The organism is Grimontia hollisae CIP 101886 (genome assembly GCF_000176515.1).
GTDB lineage: Bacteria > Pseudomonadota > Gammaproteobacteria > Enterobacterales > Vibrionaceae > Enterovibrio > Enterovibrio hollisae.
Genome location: NZ_ADAQ01000011.1, coordinates 602167 through 620583 on the forward strand (window position 1 = coordinate 602167; position 18417 = coordinate 620583).

Annotated in this window: 18 protein-coding genes; 1 reads left to right on the top strand and 17 read right to left on the bottom strand. The window is 51.0% G+C overall.

Annotation, left to right across the window (positions count from 1 at the left end):
* Nucleotides 1–34: 34 nt before the first annotated feature.
* The 7 genes from nusB to glyA form a co-directional block, all read right to left on the bottom strand.
* On the bottom strand, nucleotides 35–490 hold the full coding sequence (gene nusB / locus VHA_RS09105) for a transcription antitermination factor NusB (protein WP_005503734.1): 456 nt from the start codon (nucleotides 488–490) through the stop codon (nucleotides 35–37).
* A 12-nt stretch (nucleotides 491–502) separates the two neighbouring features.
* The gene (ribH, locus tag VHA_RS09110) at nucleotides 503–973 is read right to left on the bottom strand and encodes a 6,7-dimethyl-8-ribityllumazine synthase (protein WP_005503735.1); all 471 of its coding nucleotides are present in this window, start codon (nucleotides 971–973) and stop codon (nucleotides 503–505) included.
* A 169-nt stretch (nucleotides 974–1142) separates the two neighbouring features.
* Complete coding sequence (gene ribBA / locus VHA_RS09115) at nucleotides 1143–2252, bottom strand: bifunctional 3,4-dihydroxy-2-butanone-4-phosphate synthase/GTP cyclohydrolase II (protein ID WP_005503736.1); 1110 nt, start codon at nucleotides 2250–2252, stop codon at nucleotides 1143–1145.
* Nucleotides 2253–2286: 34 nt separating this feature from the next.
* Nucleotides 2287–2949: a riboflavin synthase gene (locus VHA_RS09120; protein ID WP_005503737.1), complete on the bottom strand. Its 663-nt coding sequence runs from the start codon at nucleotides 2947–2949 to the stop codon at nucleotides 2287–2289.
* 18 nt (nucleotides 2950–2967) lie between these two features.
* Entirely contained in the window at nucleotides 2968–4089 is a 1122-nt protein-coding gene (gene ribD / locus VHA_RS09125) for a bifunctional diaminohydroxyphosphoribosylaminopyrimidine deaminase/5-amino-6-(5-phosphoribosylamino)uracil reductase RibD (protein ID WP_005503738.1), read from the bottom strand.
* A gap of 8 nt (nucleotides 4090–4097) precedes the next feature.
* Nucleotides 4098–4547: a transcriptional regulator NrdR gene (gene nrdR, locus VHA_RS09130; protein ID WP_005503739.1), complete on the bottom strand. Its 450-nt coding sequence runs from the start codon at nucleotides 4545–4547 to the stop codon at nucleotides 4098–4100.
* A 119-nt stretch (nucleotides 4548–4666) separates the two neighbouring features.
* On the bottom strand, nucleotides 4667–5917 hold the full coding sequence (gene glyA, locus VHA_RS09135; RefSeq protein ID WP_005503740.1) for a serine hydroxymethyltransferase: 1251 nt from the start codon (nucleotides 5915–5917) through the stop codon (nucleotides 4667–4669).
* Between the two features lie 796 nt (nucleotides 5918–6713).
* Here glyA and VHA_RS09140 point away from each other — a divergent pair.
* Nucleotides 6714–7283, top strand: a complete 570-nt coding sequence (locus tag VHA_RS09140; RefSeq protein ID WP_050778546.1) for a DUF6198 family protein — start codon at nucleotides 6714–6716, stop codon at nucleotides 7281–7283.
* A 220-nt stretch (nucleotides 7284–7503) separates the two neighbouring features.
* Here VHA_RS09140 and der read toward each other — a convergent pair whose 3' ends face one another.
* The 10 genes from der to pepB form a co-directional block, all read right to left on the bottom strand.
* Nucleotides 7504–9009, bottom strand: coding sequence for a ribosome biogenesis GTPase Der (gene der / locus VHA_RS09145; protein WP_005503742.1), 1506 nt, complete (start codon nucleotides 9007–9009; stop codon nucleotides 7504–7506).
* Between the two features lie 88 nt (nucleotides 9010–9097).
* Nucleotides 9098–10258, bottom strand: coding sequence for an outer membrane protein assembly factor BamB (bamB, locus tag VHA_RS09150; protein WP_005503743.1), 1161 nt, complete (start codon nucleotides 10256–10258; stop codon nucleotides 9098–9100).
* 9 nt (nucleotides 10259–10267) lie between these two features.
* The gene (locus tag VHA_RS09155) at nucleotides 10268–10873 is read right to left on the bottom strand and encodes a YfgM family protein (protein ID WP_005503745.1); all 606 of its coding nucleotides are present in this window, start codon (nucleotides 10871–10873) and stop codon (nucleotides 10268–10270) included.
* A gap of 13 nt (nucleotides 10874–10886) precedes the next feature.
* Nucleotides 10887–12155 (bottom strand): histidine--tRNA ligase, encoded by a 1269-nt coding sequence (gene hisS, locus VHA_RS09160; RefSeq protein WP_005503746.1) that lies wholly within the window; start codon nucleotides 12153–12155, stop codon nucleotides 10887–10889.
* A 50-nt stretch (nucleotides 12156–12205) separates the two neighbouring features.
* The gene (gene ispG, locus VHA_RS09165) at nucleotides 12206–13324 is read right to left on the bottom strand and encodes a flavodoxin-dependent (E)-4-hydroxy-3-methylbut-2-enyl-diphosphate synthase (RefSeq protein WP_005503747.1); all 1119 of its coding nucleotides are present in this window, start codon (nucleotides 13322–13324) and stop codon (nucleotides 12206–12208) included.
* Nucleotides 13325–13339: 15 nt separating this feature from the next.
* Nucleotides 13340–14320: a cytoskeleton protein RodZ gene (gene rodZ / locus VHA_RS09170; protein ID WP_040528565.1), complete on the bottom strand. Its 981-nt coding sequence runs from the start codon at nucleotides 14318–14320 to the stop codon at nucleotides 13340–13342.
* On the bottom strand, nucleotides 14313–15065 hold the full coding sequence (gene pilW / locus VHA_RS09175) for a type IV pilus biogenesis/stability protein PilW (RefSeq protein ID WP_040528567.1): 753 nt from the start codon (nucleotides 15063–15065) through the stop codon (nucleotides 14313–14315). Before pilW ends, rodZ begins: the two co-directional genes overlap by 8 nt.
* 25 nt (nucleotides 15066–15090) lie before the next feature.
* Nucleotides 15091–16212 carry a dual-specificity RNA methyltransferase RlmN gene (gene rlmN / locus VHA_RS09180; protein ID WP_005503752.1) on the bottom strand — a complete coding sequence of 374 codons (1122 nt, stop codon included), beginning with the start codon at nucleotides 16210–16212 and terminating at the stop codon, nucleotides 15091–15093.
* 212 nt (nucleotides 16213–16424) lie between these two features.
* Nucleotides 16425–16856, bottom strand: a complete 432-nt coding sequence (gene ndk, locus VHA_RS09185) for a nucleoside-diphosphate kinase (protein ID WP_005503753.1) — start codon at nucleotides 16854–16856, stop codon at nucleotides 16425–16427.
* A 154-nt stretch (nucleotides 16857–17010) separates the two neighbouring features.
* Nucleotides 17011–18312 (bottom strand): aminopeptidase PepB, encoded by a 1302-nt coding sequence (gene pepB, locus VHA_RS09190; protein WP_005503754.1) that lies wholly within the window; start codon nucleotides 18310–18312, stop codon nucleotides 17011–17013.
* Nucleotides 18313–18417 lie beyond the last annotated feature (105 nt).

Genomic DNA, 18417 nt, shown 5'->3' on the forward strand with positions numbered 1-18417 from the left:
CCAGCGAGGCCGGCCTTTCAAATCTTAATGTCGATTACTTTTTGCGCAGCGTTGGTACTGCTTTGTCCAGCACACCGTTCACAAACTTGTGGCTGTCTTCCGCACCAAAACGCTTCGCCAGTTCAATCGCTTCGTTGATAACAACTTTGTAAGGAACGTCTTCACGCTTGCACAGCTCATACATAGACAGGCGAAGAATTGCATGCTCCATTTCATCCAAATCCTGTAGGGGACGGGACAGATAAGGACGCATTTTGCTGTCCAGTTCCTGATAGTTCAGTACAACACCAGACAGCAGATCGCGGAAGTATTCCACGTCAGTTTCTGGTTGACGCAGACGTGGTTCCTCCGCTTGATGCTCTTCTTCTTCATAGTTATCTGCAGCAAGGAACTGCGCTTCGATATCAGCAACATTGTCTTTCGTCAGTTGCCAAGAGTAAATGGCTTGCAATGCAAAATGGCGCGCATTGCGCCTTGCGGCTGGTTTCACGATAACCCCCGTTTAGGATTCGATTTGGGACAGTACGTTTACCATTTCAAGCGCGCTTAGTGCAGCCTCTGCCCCTTTATTACCAGCCTTGGTACCCGCGCGTTCGATGGCTTGTTCAATGGTGTCTACGGTCAGCACGCCAAATGCCACAGGCGTATCAAACTCCAGTGCAACCTGTGCCAGACCTTTGTTACATTCTCCGGCCACATAGTCAAAGTGTGGCGTACCGCCTCGGATCACTGATCCCAGCGCGATAATAGCGTCGTAACGGCCGCTTTTTGCAACACGTTGCGCCACCAGTGGCAACTCATAAGCACCTGGGCAACGTACTACGGTAATATTGTCTTCACTTACCTGGCCCTGACGCTTCAGTGCATCAATAGCACCTTCCAGCAGACTTTCGTTAATGAAGCTGTTGAAACGGGAGATAACGATTGCAACTTGCGCATTGGGTGCTGCGAACGCACCTTCAATTACCTTCATGGGCCTTCCTGTGACGTATTTTATCCGGATTGAGAAACCGCGGGATTCTATCACACTTTTCTGCAAAGCCGCCAGCGGTTAAACCTTGCAGGCAGGTGATTCAGGCCCACGCCTGTTTAGGAAGAAAAACGCAGCGGAGGGCTGCGTTTCTCTTGCGGCAGGTTTTCGTTTAGTCGACAACGTATTCGACCACTTTAAGACCAAACCCCGAGAGCGCGTGGTAGCGTTTGTTGGCCGATGACAGCAGGCGCATATCGGTAACACCGAGATCTGCCAGGATTTGTGAACCTACACCGACTCGACGGCTGGTACCCTGCCATTTCGCCGCTGCAGGTTGCTCGCCCTTATCCTGGGCTTCAAAGCGGCGAACCTTGTCGATGATCGATGCAGAAGATTCTTCTTTACCCAAGATCACCAGCACCCCGCCTTCGGCATTGATGCGCTTCATCGCATCACTGAGTGACCAACTGCGCTCGGCAGAGCGGTCGGAGTGCAGCAAATCGGTAAAGGTATCCTGAAGGTGAACACGCACCAGCGTCGGTTGGTTATTCACTTCCCCTTTGCGCAGCGCATAATGCACCTGATTGTCGATGGTGTCGCGGTAAGTGATAAGGTCAAACTCACCAAATTCTGTCGGCAGCTTACATTCCGCCACACGCTCAATCGTGGTCTCGTTGTTATTACGATACTCAATCAAATCCGCAATAGTGCCAAGCTTGATACCATGTTTCTCACCGAATTTTTCCAAATCCGGACGACGCGCCATGGTGCCGTCTTCATTCAGGATTTCGACAATGACTGCGGCAGGGGAATATCCGCCAAGACGAGCCAGATCGCAGCCTGCTTCCGTATGGCCAGCCCGGGTCAGTACACCGCCGTCCTGAGCCATTAATGGGAAGATATGCCCCGGCTGTACCAGATCAGCGGCTACCGCATCCGGTGCAACCGCAACTTCCACAGTGCGGGCACGGTCTGCCGCCGAAATACCGGTGGTTACCCCCTCAGCAGCTTCTATCGACACAGTGAATGCGGTGGAATGCTGGGCATTGTTGTCCCTCACCATCAACGGCAACCCGAGGCGTTGGCAACGTTCCTTGGTCATGGTGAGACAAATCAGGCCCCGGCCATACATCGCCATAAAGTTAATGGCTTCCGGCGTAACCCGTTCGGCGGCGATAATGATATCACCTTCATTTTCACGATCTTCATCATCCATCAGGATGACCATTTTGCCCTGACGGATATCTTCAATGATCTCTTCTGCGCTGCTGATTGGCATCGTTCTGTCCCTGTTTTTACCGTTTTCAGTTCAGTTATCTCAAAAAGCCCGACTCAGCGAGCTTTGCCATGGTCAAACCACCTGCACCCGATTGCTGTGCCGCGCGATCGCCCATCATAAGTCGTTCCAGATAGCGGGCAATCACATCCACTTCAATGTTGACCTGATGTCCTACGCTGAAACCTTCGATGGTGGTTTCCAGTGCCGTGTGCGGCACGATAGTCAGTTTAAAGCGGTTACCATCTACTGCGTTGATGGTCAGGCTAATACCATCAATGGTCACTGAACCTTTTTCAGCCAGGTATTTGGCAAGCCCTGCCGGGGCTTCCAGCCAGAACTCAATGGCACGTCCGGCTTGGGTCCGGGAAACCACAGTAGCCACCCCATCAACATGGCCAGACACCATGTGACCGCCAAAGCGTGTGGTGGGTAACATGGCTTTTTCCAGGTTCACTCTGTGGCCCGCTTTGTACGTTGCAAATGCAGTACGCTTGAGCGTTTCCCCAGACAAGTCTGCCACATAACCGCTACCAGTCAGTGCAACAACCGTCAGACAGACACCGTTGGTCGCGATACTGTCGCCCAGCTTCACGTCTGACAAATCCAGCTTCCCGCTATCGACGGTCAGTGAAATATCCCCGCCTTTAGGGGTGATTTTCTGGATATGACCAACCGCTTCGATAATTCCTGTAAACATAATTTTTCGCTTCCAATATTAATCGGGCTGCGGCTTTTGCATGCGAAACCGCACATCGTCGCCAATCCGGGTGACGTCAGTCAACGTAAAGGTTGGCACCTGACTCATACTGGTCAACCCTTCAAGCTTCACCAACCCCCGGCTGTCACTGCCCATCAGTTTAGGTGCCTGATAGACAATCACTTCATCCACCAGACCGGCATTGAGCAAACTCCCCGCCAACGTCGCACCCGCCTCAACCCAGATATGATGAATGCCCTTCGCCGCCAGCGCACGCAATGTGCTATTAAGATTCAGGTGTCCGTCTTGTTGTTCAACGGTCAGTACCGTTACTGACTCATTCACTGACGGCTTATCATCTTTTGCCGTCACTATGATAATGTCCCCGTCGAGCGAAAACAGCGTCGCACTGTCGCTGACTTTTCTGTGAGTATCTAAAATCACACGAACCGGCTGGCGTACATCATCCTGTTGATATACAGACTTTACTGTTTCCGGTAGTTGCGCCCAGCGTACATTCAGGGATGGGTTGTCATCCAATACCGTCTGACTGGTCGAGAGAATAGCCCCCGCCTGAGCCCGGAATACCTGAACGTCGGCACGGGCTTCTGCCCCGGTTATCCACTGACTCTGTCCGTTGGCCAGCGCCGTGCGACCATCAATGCTGGAAGCCAACTTTAACTGGACAAACGGCAAGCCGGTTTTCATCACTTTGATAAAGCCAGGATTAAGTGCCTCTGCCTGTGCCTGCATCAAGCCGACATCGACCTGAATGCCTGCATCGCGCATGCGCTGGATACCACGCCCGGCCACCTTCGGATTGGGATCAACCATGGCGCAGACCACACGGCTGACACCGGCGGCAATCAATGCATCTGCACAGGGAGGCGTGCGGCCATGATGGGAACAGGGTTCCAGGGTGACATAGGCAGTTGCGCCGCAGGCTTTCTCGCCAGCGGCGCGTAAGGCATAGACTTCTGCATGAGGCTCACCGGCCCGGAAATGGAAGCCCTCGCCGACAATATCATCACCCTGGGTGATCACACAGCCAACGTTTGGGTTAGGGGCGGTGGTGTAAATGCCGCGTTTTGCCAGTTCAATGGCCCGCAGCATCATTTGGGAATCAAAAATTGAGAACATGTAACCGCTTATTTTTCCAGGCGGGCAATTTCTTCACCGAAATCCCGGATATCTTCAAAGCTATGGTATACGGATGCAAAACGGATATAGGCCACTTTATCGAGCTCTTTCAGCGCGTCCATCACCAGATTGCCTACCAGCGTTGATGACACCTCACGTTCACCCGTCGCCCGAATTGTCGATTTGATGGCGTTGATCGCCTTTTCGATATCGTCGGTGCTTACCGGGCGTTTTTCCAATGCTCGCTGGATACCGCCACGCAGTTTATCTTCGTTGAATGGCTCACGGTTACCATTAGTTTTGATGATACGCGGCATCACCAGCTCTGCTGTTTCAAACGTGGTATAACGTTCACTACAGGCTAAACACTGGCGACGACGACGCACTTGGTGACCGTCTGCGACCAGCCGTGAATCAATGACTTTGGTGTCATTCGCACCACAAAATGGACAGTGCATCTCGCCTCCTTAAACAATAGGTAAACAGTGTACCTGATTTGCAGACCTGGGAAACTGCGAAAGTGGTGAAAACAGGCACAAAAAAAGCACCCTGAGGTGCTTTTTTAAACCAAACCAGATTATGCATATACTGGCAGGCGTTTACAGATTTCCAGAACCTTGGCTTTGGTCGCTTCGATAACCTCTGGGTTGTCGATGTTATCCAGCACATCACACATCCAATTCGCCAGTGCTTTCGCATCATCCTGGGTAAAACCACGGCGGGTGATTGCTGGTGTACCCACACGGATACCCGAGGTCACAAACGGACTGCGTGGGTCATTTGGCACGCTGTTTTTGTTGACGGTGATGTTCGCTGCGCCGAGTGCGGCATCCGCATCTTTACCCGTGATGTTCTTGTCAATCAGATCAACCAGGAAAAGGTGGTTTTCTGTACCATTGGAGACAATCTTATAGCCGCGCTCCTGGAACTGACTCACCATCGCTTTGGCGTTATCAACAACGCGCTGTTGGTACGCCTTGAACTCTGGCTCCATCGCTTCTTTGAACGCCACCGCCTTCGCCGCGATAACGTGCATCAGAGGACCACCCTGACCACCCGGGAATACCGCAGAATTCAGCTTTTTGTACATGTCTTCTCCTGCATTCGACAGGATCAGACCTCCACGAGGGCCCGCCAGGGTTTTGTGTGTCGTCGTTGTCACAACGTGTGCATGAGGGATCGGCGTAGGGTATACACCCGCAGCAATCAGGCCTGCAACGTGTGCCATGTCTACAAACAGGTATGCGTCCACTTTGTCCGCGATTTCACGCATACGTGCCCAGTCAACGATTTGGGAATACGCCGAGAAGCCACCGATGATCATCTTAGGCTTGTGTTCCAGCGCCAATGCTTCCATTTCGTCATAGTTGATCTGTCCTGCTTCATCAATGCCGTAAGGGATGACATTGTAGTGCTTTCCGGAGAAGTTAACCGGTGAACCGTGTGTCAGGTGGCCACCATGTGCCAGACTCATCCCCAGAACCGTGTCACCCGGTTGAAGCAGTGCCATGTAAACCGCACTGTTTGCCTGTGAGCCAGAGTGAGGCTGCACATTTGCGTATTCGCAGCCAAACAGCTGGCAGGCACGCTCAATCGCCAGTGCTTCGGCTTTGTCTACGTATTCACAACCACCGTAGTAACGCTTGCCCGGATAACCTTCCGCATACTTGTTAGTCAGTTGGGAACCTTGCGCTTCCATTACGCGAGGGCTGGTGTAGTTTTCTGACGCGATGAGTTCAATGTGCTCTTCCTGACGCGCAGTTTCTTCTTGGATCGCGGCAAACAGCTCCGGATCGTAATCAGCGATGTTCATGTCACGCTTTAGCATCTGTATCTCCTGATTCAGATAGTTCCCTAGGGTCTGTTGACCTTTGGTGATGATTTTTGCAGCAGTTTGTGGGGGCTTTATACAAGGCAGAGGCTTTGATGTGTAGCTAGCCTACATGAGAAGCCGATAACGCAGGAGAAAGTCCCCACAAACGCTGCCCGAAGGGTTCTGCCCTAAGCGTTTTATGCTTTGTTGAGGTGTATTTGCTTAGAATGACTAGGCGGCACACACCTCGCCGCGCCTAAAGCGCTTATGGCTAGAACAAAATTTAACCACCAAAGGTCAACAGACCCTAGGTACCAAGTTGACCAGATAACTCGTGGAGGCAAATTACCGGGTCAACCTGGTTGGGTTGATTTTTACCACATCGAAAACACCAGTATCCATGCGGACGCAAACGTTTTCGTCATTAAATTATTAATGGCAGTGATTTTACAAAATTTGTTGCGCAACAGGTAGTAGCAATCACATTTTTTTTGCCTGATCGGACATGGTCTTTTCTCATTCCAATCATGAACTGAATTCACGTTGACCGATATCACACGTCGCCACACTCGCCAATTTGGGGCGTGCCGGTGCTATTTTCAGACGCGTATTTACACACCGTACGCACTTGCTGACACAGGTACAAAAACCCGTTAACACGACCTCTTTCGCCAGCAACAGAATCTCATTAAGATGCCTTGCTTTTTATTTTCAATTACCATTGGTTGCGTCGTTATCAAATGTAAAAACGCCACCCATTTCAGGAGTCATTTCATTGAATCACCAACCCCGACATTCACAGTTTGAAGACATGGTTGCTATCTTGTCTGGTGCGTTCGTTGTGGCGCAGGGTGTTTATTTTCTCCAGCAAGCAGGGCTACTCACAGGCGGTACGACAGGTCTGGCCCTTTTGATCACCCAATTTACAGATCTCTCTTTCGGTACGCTGTATTTCCTGTTTAACATACCTTTCTACGTGATGGGGTGGCAGCGTTTTGGTGCCCAGTTTGCACTTCGGAGTGTCTTAGCTGGTGGCATGGTGTCATTGATTGTCGACCATATCTCTCACGTATTCACTATCGGGTGGCTACAACCCCTTTACTGCGGCCTGATTGGTGGTCTGTTAATGGGGGTGGGTATGCTAATGATCTTCCGTCACAACGCGAGCCTTGGCGGCTTCAATGTGCTGGCATTGTATTGCCAGGATAAATTTGGTATCCGTGCCGGTAACGTACAGATGGGAATCGACATTACCATCCTGCTGGCCTCTTTTTTCTACGTATCCCCCTGGCTTCTCGCTTGTTCTGTCGTTGGTGCCTTTGTTCTGAATCTGGTACTGGCCATGAATCACAGGCCCGACCGTTATGTGGTGTGCTATTGATGCATCAACAACAGTAGCGGGAAAAGTGCACACAAGGTTACAACTGGACAATGAGTAGGGAGGACGGCAAAGTCATCGGCATCAATGCGTCCACATAAAAAAATGCCCTCAGTCCTTGATGTACTGAGGGCATTTTTCACTCTCTAAGTAGGGTCTTCAACGGATCCGGGTCTTAACTGTTCGGTATCTGCCCTAAAGTATATTGACACCTGTCCGTGAACTATGACTTCTTGCTGCGGTTTTTTACCATGTCCATCAGTCGCTTGCGTTGACGTGCCTGAGAAATGGTCAGCTTCTCTTTCTTGCCCTCAAACGGGTTCTCACTGTTCTGGAACTGGATGCGGATCGGTGTTCCCATGATTTCCAGTGATTTACGGTAGTAGTTCATCAGATAGCGTTTGTATGAATCTGGCAGTTCACGAACCAGGTTACCGTGGATCACGATAATCGGCGGGTTGTAACCACCCGCGTGTGCATATTTCAGCTTCACGCGTCGACCTCGGATCATCGGAGGCTGATGATCATCCTGCGCCATCTTCATAATACGGGTCAGCATCGAGGTGCTGATACGCCGGGTCGCTGACTCATAAGCTTCCTGGATTGACTCAAACAGGTGACCGACACCGGTGCCGTGCAATGCCGAGATAAAGTGGATACGGGCAAAATCCACAAAGCCAAGACGGCGGTCAAGCTCCGACTTCACACGCTCTTTGACGTCGCTGTCCAGACCGTCCCACTTGTTCACCGCAATAACGATTGAACGGCCTGCATTCAATGCAAAACCCAGCAGGCTCAAATCCTGATCGGAAATGTTCTCACGCGCATCGATAACCAGAAGCACTACGTTTGCATCTTCAATCGCTTTCAGTGTCTGGACGACCGAGAACTTCTCCACTTTGTCATTCACGCGCTTACGGCGACGGACACCCGCAGTATCAATAATGACGTACTCGCGACCATCACGTTCCATTGGAATATAAATAGAATCGCGCGTGGTCCCCGGCATGTCATAGACCACCACCCTCTCTTCACCCAGAATGCGGTTGGTCAGTGTTGACTTACCCACATTTGGGCGGCCAATGATACTGAATTTAATCGGCAGGTTACGCAGACGTTCCAACGCAGATTCCGCATCTTCTTCCGTCAGATCTTTCTCGTCTTTGTCTTCGTCCTGCTCTCCGGTAAGGTCAACCAGACCTTCTTTACCGTCATCTTCCTCATTACCGGCCAATTCTTCGGCAAACGGTTTCAGGGCGCGATCAATCAATGCCAGTACACCACGGCCATGAGCCGCTGCAATCTGGTACATCTCTTCCATACCCAATTGCCAAAACTCCGCACTGGCAGCGTCCGGATCAATACCGTCAACTTTGTTTACCACCAAGAACGTTTTTTTCTGGCGACTGCGAAGGTGCTGGGCAATCGCTTCATCGGCTACTGTCAGGCCTGCGCGGCCATCCACCATAAACAGCACCACATCTGCTTCTTCAATCGCCGCAAGCGATTGTTCCGCCATTTTGGTTTCTACACCCTCTTCGGTGCCGTCAATACCGCCGGTGTCAACAACAATAAACTCGTGTTCACCCAGTAACGCTTTTCCGTATTTACGATCCCTGGTCAAACCTGGAAAATCGGCAACGAGCGCATCGCGCGTCCTTGTCAGCCGGTTAAAGAGTGTCGACTTCCCCACATTAGGACGCCCAACCAGGGCTACGACAGGAATCATACTGACCTCTTAACATCTCAAATTCATTAATAACAGCGGCTCCTGACCGATCAGGATCAGGAGCCGAATAATGGGCAAACAACTGGCATTACAGTGTTTGATTTTTACTTATTGTGCCGTCACGTGTAATCACAATATAGCCATCCTCCACATTGAGTGGGCTTACGGCGATACCGCTGCTGTCTATTTTCTGCTGAGCGACAAATTCACCAGAGCTGGGATCCATCCAGTGCAGATAACCTTCTGCATCACCAACAACCACATACCCTGAAATCGAAGCAGGCGGAGTCAGCTGACGATACTCTAGTTCGCGGTTTTGCCAAATCTCAGTGCCGCTGCGTACATCCACGGCGATCACGTGGTCTTTATCGGTAATCAGGAAAAGGTAGCTACCCGCCACCAGAAAATCTGTCGATGAGCTGTAATTACGCTTCCAGACCGAACGGCCTGAACGCAGATCGATAGCCACCAGCTGGCCATTATACCCCACCGCATAAAGCAATGCGCCGTCAATCACAGGTGTCGCATCAACATCCACCAACCGATCAATCTCGGTTGCCCCTTTCGGGCTCGCGATAGGCTGTTGCCAGATAATGTTACCGTTTTCAATAAATGCAGCCCCGAGGCGGCCATTTGCCATGCCCCAGAACACACCACCAGCAGTAGATACTGGAGAGCTGTCACCGCGCAGCGTCAGGTTTGGTACGTCACTGGAAATACGCCAACGTTCTTCTCCACTTTCTGCGTCAAACGCCGCCAACTCACCACGGCTGGTGTTGACGATCACCAGGCTTTCGTCAGCCAGTGGTTTGGAAAGGATCTCCCCACCTGCATTGACCTGCCACACTGTCTCACCGGTTTCTTCATCCAGAGCGATAAGATTCCCGGTTTCAGTACCGACATAGACCTTGCTGTATGCTGCCGTTAATCCGCCAGACAGCAGTGCCGGGGTAACATCACCCAAATCAACACGCCAAAGTAGAGATCCCTCTTCGACGTTGATGGCTTGAACCACTCCTTCACGATCTGCTGCAAAAATCTTACCGTATGCCTCAACCGGAGACAGGTTAGTAAAATAGTTTCCGACGCCATCACCTACGCGGGTTTTCCAAACCTGTGCAGGCGTAAACTCACTGTCTACCGCTGGTACAGGCGCCATCTGGATAGAGTCCTCCTCACCGGCACACCCCGTCAGAAGTACTCCCAGCAATGCCACTGCACCAACACGTTTCCATCCCTTGTGAATCATAGTCAGGCCTTATTGGGACAGGTTGTCCAGTTTCATTTGAACAACAGGATTAGTTGCTGCGGCAATAGATGCAGCATAAGCAGAACGTGCTGCAGCCTCATCTCCTCGACGCAGTTCGATATCGCCACGCAACTCTTCAACCTGGGCTTTCCAGCTGTCTGTAGTCACACTATTAAGCTGTGACAGTGCGGCATCGTAGTTGCCAAGCTCCGCTTCAACACGAGCCAGGCGAACCGTTGCCAGTGTTTTCAGTGTGTCGTCTTTTGATGACTGTACACGACGCAGTTGTTCAGCTGCCAGAGTTAAATCACCCGCTTCAACAAACGATTTCGCCAGCTGCAACGCCAACAGGGAGGTATACGCGCCCTCGTGGTCTTTGATAAACGTTGCTGCTTTTTCTTCCGCCTGCGCATCGCCTGCAACCAAGGCACTCACTACTTGGGTGTACGCATCTGAAGCTTGCTCACGGCCGGTTTCCATTTCTGCCTGATAATAACGCCACCCGTACAGGCCACCCAAACCGATTACTGCGCCGAGGACAACGGCCTTGCCATTGTCCCGCCACCACTTTTTAATCGCTTCAACTTGTTGTTCTTCTGTGGTGTAGACGTCCACGTTTTGTCCTCTCTTAAACTCGTTGAGCCAGTTTGTCGGCTACTTCATCCTGAGAAATGGTCAGCTGTTCGCCGCCTTTAAGATCTTTAAAAGTTACCTGGTTGTTGGCGACTTCATCTTCGCCCAATACCAGTGCCACCGACGCACCAACCTTGTCTGCACGTTTGAATTGCTTTTTAAAGTTACCGCCACCAAAGTGGGTCATGACACGAAGGCCTGGCACCTGCTCACGCAATGCCTCTGCCAGTTTCATACCCGCAATCAGTGTGCCTTCACCTGCAGTAACCATGTATACATCAACCGCAGGGCGGGTTTCATCCAGCGCTAGGGTTTCCATCAGAAGCACCAGACGCTCAACCCCCATGGCAAAACCAACTGCCGGTGTCGCTTTACCGCCCAGCTGCTCAACCAGACCATCGTAGCGGCCACCACCACAGACTGTACCTTGAGCCCCCAGACTGTCGGTGATCCATTCGAAAACAGTGCGGTTGTAATAATCCAGACCGCGAACCAGTTTCTCATTTATCGTGTATTGGATACCTGCTGCGTCCAACAGTTCACAAAGACCTGCAAAATGTTGTTTAGAATCTTCATCCAGATAGGCTGACAGCTTAGGTGCATCGCTCAGAACTGCCTGGATGTCTGGGTTTTTGGTATCCAGTACCCGCAATGGATTAGTGTGCATGCGGCGTTTGCAATCATCATCCAAAATCGCCTCGTGTTGCATCAGAAAGTCAACCAATGCTTCACGATAGTTTGCACGTGCTTCCAGTGAACCAATCGAGTTTAGCTCAAGACGCACATGCTCATAGATACCCAGCTTACGCCACAGGCGAGCCGTCATCATGATAAGCTCTGCATCAACGTCAGGGCCATTGAGGCCAAAAACTTCCACGCCAAACTGATGGAACTGGCGGTAACGGCCTTTTTGGGGACGTTCGTGACGGAACATAGGGCCAAGGTACCACAGGCGCTGTTCCTGGTTATACAATAAACCGTTTTCGATACCTGCACGCACGCAGCCTGCGGTGCCTTCAGGACGCAGGGTCAGGCTGTCACCGTTGCGATCTTCAAAGGTGTACATTTCTTTTTCAACCACGTCGGTCACTTCACCGATGGCGCGGCTGAACAGATGGGTCATTTCCACGATCGGCATGCGCACTTCGCTGTAGCCGTATGCGCTGATAACGTCTTTCACCGTGCCTTCAACTTTTTGCCAAAGTGGAGACTGTGTGGGAAGGCAGTCGTTCATGCCTCGGATTGCTTGAATAGTTTTTGCCACGTTAACTCTCGTCACCGATCTGTTTGTTCTTGCTATCAGTAAGCTGGCGCTTACCCTTGTGTTTTGATGTCAATACGGTTGTGCTCATCCAGCATTGCTGCTTTTGCCCGAATCTTTGCTTCCAGCTGATCGATCAGGTTGTCGTTGTCAAAACGCTCTTTCTGGCGCTTGCCATCATCGTAATACGCGCTACGCTTGTTGCCCCCAGCCACGCCGATATGTGACACTTCCGCTTCACCTGGACCGTTAACCACGCAACCAATCACTGACACATCCATCGGCACAACAACATCTTCCAGACGCTGCTCCAACGCATTTACGGTGCCAATGACATCAAACTCCTGACGGGAGCAGGTCGGACAGGCAATAAAGTTCACCCCACGCGAACGAATGCGCAGCGATTTTAAAATGTCAAAGCCGACTTTGATTTCCTCTACCGGATCTGCCGCCAGGGAAATACGCAGGGTATCACCAATGCCTTCGCTTAGCAGCATGCCAAGACCCACCGCTGATTTCACGGCGCCGGCACGCGCACCACCGGCTTCGGTGATCCCAAGGTGCAGCGGCTGATCAATACGTTTTGCCAACTGGCGGTATGACTCTACGGCCAGGAAAACATCTGAGGCTTTGACGCTCACCTTGAACTGGTCAAAGTTTAGGCGGTCAAGAATATCAACATGGCGCATCGCAGACTCTACCAGTGCTTCTGGTGTTGGTTCGCCATATTTTTCCTGAAGGTCTCTCTCCAGTGAACCGCCGTTTACGCCAATACGGATCGGGATGTTTCTATCACGGGCCGCATCGACCACCGAGCGAATACGCTGTTCGTTTCCAATGTTACCCGGGTTAATGCGAAGACAATCTACCCCGTATTCCGCCACTTTCAGGGCGATACGGTAATCAAAATGAATATCAGCAACCAAAGGAACGGTGCATTGTTGCTTGATGAGCTTAAATGCTTCAGCTGCATCCATGGTGGGCACAGAGACACGGACGATGTCTGCACCCACTTTTTCCAGTGCCTTAATTTGTGCAACCGTTGCGTCAACATCGGTTGTGCGCGTGTTGGTCATCGACTGGACAGCGATTGGTGCGCCATCGCCAATGGGCACGTCGCCCACATAAATACGCGTAGACGGGCGACGTTTAATGGGAGATTCGGTATGCATTCGGTGTACTCTGGATTACTTCGGAAGGCTTAAACGTGCTACCCGCCCTGATGGGTAGCCACTCAGATCAACTTGCTCGCCATTGTAGACAAGATTTACTGCCGTCGGTGCACCCAGCACCAACGAAAACGGCGCATCACCGGACAGTTCAACAGTTTCGCCACTGGATTTTATCCCTGTCAACAAACGTTTGCCACTGGCATCGCGGATATCCACCCAACAATCACCACTGAATGACAACGTCATGTTGGATGAGGCGGTAACAGGTGTAACAGCAACATCCTCAACTACCGCAGCCTCCGGCTGCGGAGGCTCAATCACATCAACCTGTTCTGCCGCTACCGGCTCTGCATCTGTCACATCAGGGGCCGTGTTTTCAACAAGCGTGTCAGTAGGTTCGCGGGTCATCACATCAGGGGCAGACGCTGGCGCATCAGTACTTTTTGCTACCGATGCAGACTGACGCGTGTCGTCATCGGTCTTCGCGACCGCAGGGGCGGCTTCAGTAGCAGGGGCGGCTTCAGTAGTAGAAGACATCGACAGGCCGCTGCTTTCCGGCAGAGAGAGTAAAAGATCATTTTGTTGGTTCTGCCACCACCAGAAGGCCGTCAACCCTATCACAATAGCCAGGATCACCCAGGTCAGCCCCATTACCCGGCTGTCATGCTGGTCACGACGGGTTTTGCGCGAAAAGCTTTGCATTTTCTGCGTACTGTCTTCCACATCGGTGACGGGATTAAACGTGCTCAGCAATTCATCGGCATTAAGACCGACAAGTTTGGAATAAGATCGGATGTACCCACGTGTGAACGTTGTGACCTTCTCGTCATCACAGCAATTTTCTTCCAGATCTTGAATAACGGAAACACGAAGTCTCAAGCGATCTGCAACATCCTGATCAGACAGCCCAATCGCTTCACGGGCTTCTCTTAAGGCCATACCTGGGTGCGTGGATTCTACGTTTATCGGTTGTTCTTCGTTGTATTCATTATTCATTCGTTAGGTACTGTCTATATTCTCTTGATTCGGGAAACGTGTTGGCCAACAGGTTTGCGTAACGCTCTGCCTGGCTTGGCCGTCCTGCTTTATTTTCCAATTCAGTCAGTATTAACAGCGTCGCTGGCTTATAGCCGTAGCGTTTATGGAAATGGAATAAACGAATTCTAGCTTCGTTGAGCTGATTATCTTCCACTTCCATTTGGGCGAGTTTTACAGAAGACAAAGGCCTGTTTGGCTCATGATCAATGGCTTTGGCAAACCACACTTTAGCGCTATCGCGATCCCCCTCTTTCAACGCACAAAGGGCGGCATTTTCATAACTGCCGGATAACTTGTAATAGTATGGCTGCTCAATAGCCTTGGCAAACGCCCGTTGCGCTTCGTCATAACGTTCCTGACGACACAAGAATACGCCGTAATTATTCCGAACGTCACCATTTTGTGGTGAATGCCGCAACGCTGTTTTGTATTGTTCTTCCGCTTGGTCGTATTCGCCGACCTCCTGAAGATAGTAGGCAAAACTGATACGGGAGCGATAGTATTTAGGGGCAAACTGTACGGCTGTTTCAAGATTTTGCCTTGCCCGCTCCCATTGACCGGCTTTCAAATAGGCCAACCCAAGCGTAATTCTGGATTCTGCTGCATCAATGCTATCAAACTTCGTGTTGTTTTGCTTCTCCGTTACTGTGACACAACCAGATAATAATCCTATCAATAACAGAGCGCTAAGCGTCCTTGCCATCATTCCATCCTGTCAATCTGTGCAATCAGACTGATTTGACAGGAATTTGCTCCTCAATATTCAGTCTGTTTTGCGTGCGTTTAGTTCGGTCAATCACATCGCCGACAAGCTGGCCGCATGCCGCGTCGATGTCGTCGCCACGGGTCTTACGAACGATGACCGTGTAATCGTATTGCATCAGCGTTTTCTGGAAACGGTCAATGCGGGAATTACTCGGTTTCTTATATGGTGACCCAGGATAAGGGTTAAAAGGAATCAGGTTTATCTTCGCTGGCGTATCTTTTAACAGCTCTGCGAGTTGACGCGCATGCTCCATATCATCGTTCACGTGATCCAATAAGATATACTCAACTGTCACGCGGCCACGGTTGGCATTTGATGATGCAATATAGCGGCGAACCGACGCCAAAAACGTTTCAATATCATAGCGATCGTTGATAGGCATGATTTGACTGCGCAGTTCGTCATTCGGCGCATGCAGCGAAATCGCCAGTGCAACGTCAATCTTGCCAATCATCTGCTCCAATCCTGACACCACACCGGAGGTTGATACGGTTACACGGCGTTTGGACAGGCCATAACCTAGGTCATCAAGCATCAGGTTCAATGCTGGGATCAGGTTTTTCATGTTCAGCAGCGGCTCACCCATCCCCATCATCACAACGTTAGTAATAGGACGACGGCCGGTCTCTTTTTCCACGCCAATTTCTTTTGCCGCACGCCAAACCTGTCCGATGATTTCAGACACCTTCAGGTTGCGGTTAAAACCCTGTTGTGCGGTTGAACAGAATTTACAGTCCAGCGCACAGCCTACCTGAGAAGACACGCACAAGGTGGCGCGGTCATCTTCCGGGATGTACACCGTTTCAACATCCTGGTTGCCGACACGCATCGCCCATTTGATGGTGCCATCAGCAGAATACTGGGCGGCACTGACTTCCGGCGCACGGATTTCACAACGCGCTTTGAGTTTTTCACGAAGCACTTTATTGATATTGCTCATCTGGTCGAAATCATCAACACCAAAATGGTACATCCACTTCATGATCTGATCGGCACGGAACGCCTTTTCGCCTAACTCTTCGGCGAAAAACGCACGCAGCGCCTGTCGATCGAAATCCAGCAGATTGATTTTTTCTGTTGTCATCAGATTGCCTCGTGAACAGTAAATCAGGAATCACACCAGCCTCTCACTTTATTTGACTGGTCAATGGCGATTCGCCTCAAATCAAGGCGCGAAATTGTACAGCCTTTGTGATCTGGATTCCACCTGTTACCGACAGGGTTTTGTTGTCGTTATCAGTACCAGATACGCAAAAGGAGAGCCAACGCTCTCCTTTTATCATGTTTGTGAGATGATTACGCTGTACGTGGGCAAATCTCATCAGCGGAAAAAAAGTAGGCAATTTCACGTTCTGCCGATGCTGGGCTGTCTGAACCATGTACCGAGTTAAAACTCATGCTTTCAGCAAAATCCGCACGCAGGGTACCGCATGCGGCTTCATCCGGATTGGTTTTCCCCATCAGTTCACGGTAGCGGATAATGGCATCTCTCCCTTCCAGCACCTGTACCATCACTGGGCCCGAGGTCATAAACGCCACTAACCCCTCATAGAAAGGTTTACCTTCATGCTCGGCATAAAAACCTTGCGCTTGTTCCTTGGTCAGATGAAGCATTTTCGCAGCGACAATTTGCAGTCCCGCAGTTTCTATGCGCTGATAGATCGCGCCTATCAGATTGCGTTTCACGGCATCAGGCTTAACGATCGAAAAAGTGCGCTCAACAGTCATTCTCTCTTCCTTTTATATTTTTCAGATAATAGGTATTAGGGTCTGTTATCTGTTTGTATTCACAAAGGTAGCCTATCAGAGCGCAATGCCAGCCCCCACACTGACATTGCGGAACCGTTAACTGTGTTGATAAAACACTTGGTTTTTGTTGCGATTAATCGCTTGATTCATCGATCAGGATACGGGCAAGGGTCTTCACCCCCATGCCTGTCGCGCCCACCGCCCATTTGTCGCTTGCTGTTTTACGGTACGTGCCGGAGCAATCAAGGTGAACCCAGCCTTTATGATAATCCTCAACAAAATATGACAGGAATGCCGCCGCCGTGCTGGCACCTGGTGAATATTGTCCCGCACTGACATTCGCCAGATCGGCAAAGCTTGATGGCAACATCTGGCGGTGGAATTCCGCCAGTGGCAGTTGCCACATGCCTTCATTTTCCGCCTCTGCCGCCTTCAGACAACGCTGTGCCAGTGCCTGGTCAAAACTGAACAGGGCATGGTAATCGTTACCCAATGCCATTTTCGCGGCACCGGTCAGTGTCGCACAATCAATGGTCAACGCCGGTTTGAACTCGTTCGCGTACAGCAGACCATCGGCCATCACCAGTCGACCTTCTGCGTCTGAGTTAAGCACTTCTACGGTTACCCCGTTTTTGTAAGTAATAATATCGCCCAACTTGTAGGCATTACTGGAGATCATGTTTTCTGCGCAACAAAGGATCAGTTTCACGCGTTTATTCAGACCCTGCGCCACGGCCAGCCCCAGACCGCCAGTTGCCATAGCCGCCCCGCCCATGTCTGCTTTCATCGCATCCATAAAGCTGGATTGCTTGATACTGTAACCGCCAGAGTCAAAGGTGATGCCCTTACCAATGATACAGGCAAACACTTCCGCGTTTTCATCACCGGTTGGGTTATAATCAAGCTGCAACATTGCCGGCTTACGTGCCGAGCCACGGCCAACCGTGTGAGTGCCCACCCAGCCTTGCTCCAGCAGATCAGCACCGGACACAATTTTATAGGTGACATGATCAGGATTGGGCGCCAGCGACTTGATAAACTCACCGGCACGGACCGCGAGTTGTTGCGGCCCGACGTCCTCTGCGGGTTCATTGATGATTTTGCGGACCCAATCAGTGGCCGTCATGCGGTCGTTCAGTATTTTCTGCGCCGCATCATCCAAACCTGGAGCCGCAAACTCAAAACCGGGCTTTGGTCCGCGCAATCCCTGATAAAATGCCCAGGCAGTTTCCAGATCCCAGTTGTCCCCCTCAAGAGTCACGTTGCGAATGCCCTGTGAATCCAGCTTACGTGCCGCTTGCTGTACCAACGTCAGCCTGTCATCCCCCGTGGCATGAACCACGGCACCGTGCTGATCAAATGAAACCACCGCATTCGTCCCCCAGACATCACCAGCTGGTTCGTGGGATAACATCACATGCATTTTGTCAGTCATGCTGAACTCCTTTTTCCTGTCACCCCGGCTTCGTTGCGAGGCATATAATTTAGGCTGATATTTTCTTTTAGACTACGCCATCGTTATGACGTTTTATCAGAAAGG

Bases quoted from the DNA above. Each gene is read 5' to 3' on its own strand.
- ribH (WP_005503735.1), bottom strand. From the start codon at position 973: ATGAAGGTAATTGAAGGTGCGTTCGCAGCACCCAATGCGCAAGTTGCA.
- ribBA (WP_005503736.1), bottom strand. From the start codon at position 2,252: ATGCCAATCAGCAGCGCAGAAGAGATCATTGAAGATATCCGTCAGGGC.
- VHA_RS09120 (WP_005503737.1), bottom strand. From the start codon at position 2,949: ATGTTTACAGGAATTATCGAAGCGGTTGGTCATATCCAGAAAATCACC.
- ribD (WP_005503738.1), bottom strand. From the start codon at position 4,089: ATGTTCTCAATTTTTGATTCCCAAATGATGCTGCGGGCCATTGAACTG.
- nrdR (WP_005503739.1), bottom strand. From the start codon at position 4,547: ATGCACTGTCCATTTTGTGGTGCGAATGACACCAAAGTCATTGATTCA.
- glyA (WP_005503740.1), bottom strand. From the start codon at position 5,917: ATGCTAAAGCGTGACATGAACATCGCTGATTACGATCCGGAGCTGTTT.
- VHA_RS09140 (WP_050778546.1), top strand. From the start codon at position 6,714: ATGGTTGCTATCTTGTCTGGTGCGTTCGTTGTGGCGCAGGGTGTTTAT.
- der (WP_005503742.1), bottom strand. From the start codon at position 9,009: ATGATTCCTGTCGTAGCCCTGGTTGGGCGTCCTAATGTGGGGAAGTCG.
- bamB (WP_005503743.1), bottom strand. From the start codon at position 10,258: ATGATTCACAAGGGATGGAAACGTGTTGGTGCAGTGGCATTGCTGGGA.
- ispG (WP_005503747.1), bottom strand. From the start codon at position 13,324: ATGCATACCGAATCTCCCATTAAACGTCGCCCGTCTACGCGTATTTAT.
- rodZ (WP_040528565.1), bottom strand. From the start codon at position 14,320: ATGAATAATGAATACAACGAAGAACAACCGATAAACGTAGAATCCACG.
- pilW (WP_040528567.1), bottom strand. From the start codon at position 15,065: ATGGCAAGGACGCTTAGCGCTCTGTTATTGATAGGATTATTATCTGGT.
- rlmN (WP_005503752.1), bottom strand. From the start codon at position 16,212: ATGACAACAGAAAAAATCAATCTGCTGGATTTCGATCGACAGGCGCTG.
- ndk (WP_005503753.1), bottom strand. From the start codon at position 16,856: ATGACTGTTGAGCGCACTTTTTCGATCGTTAAGCCTGATGCCGTGAAA.
- pepB (WP_005503754.1), bottom strand. From the start codon at position 18,312: ATGACTGACAAAATGCATGTGATGTTATCCCACGAACCAGCTGGTGAT.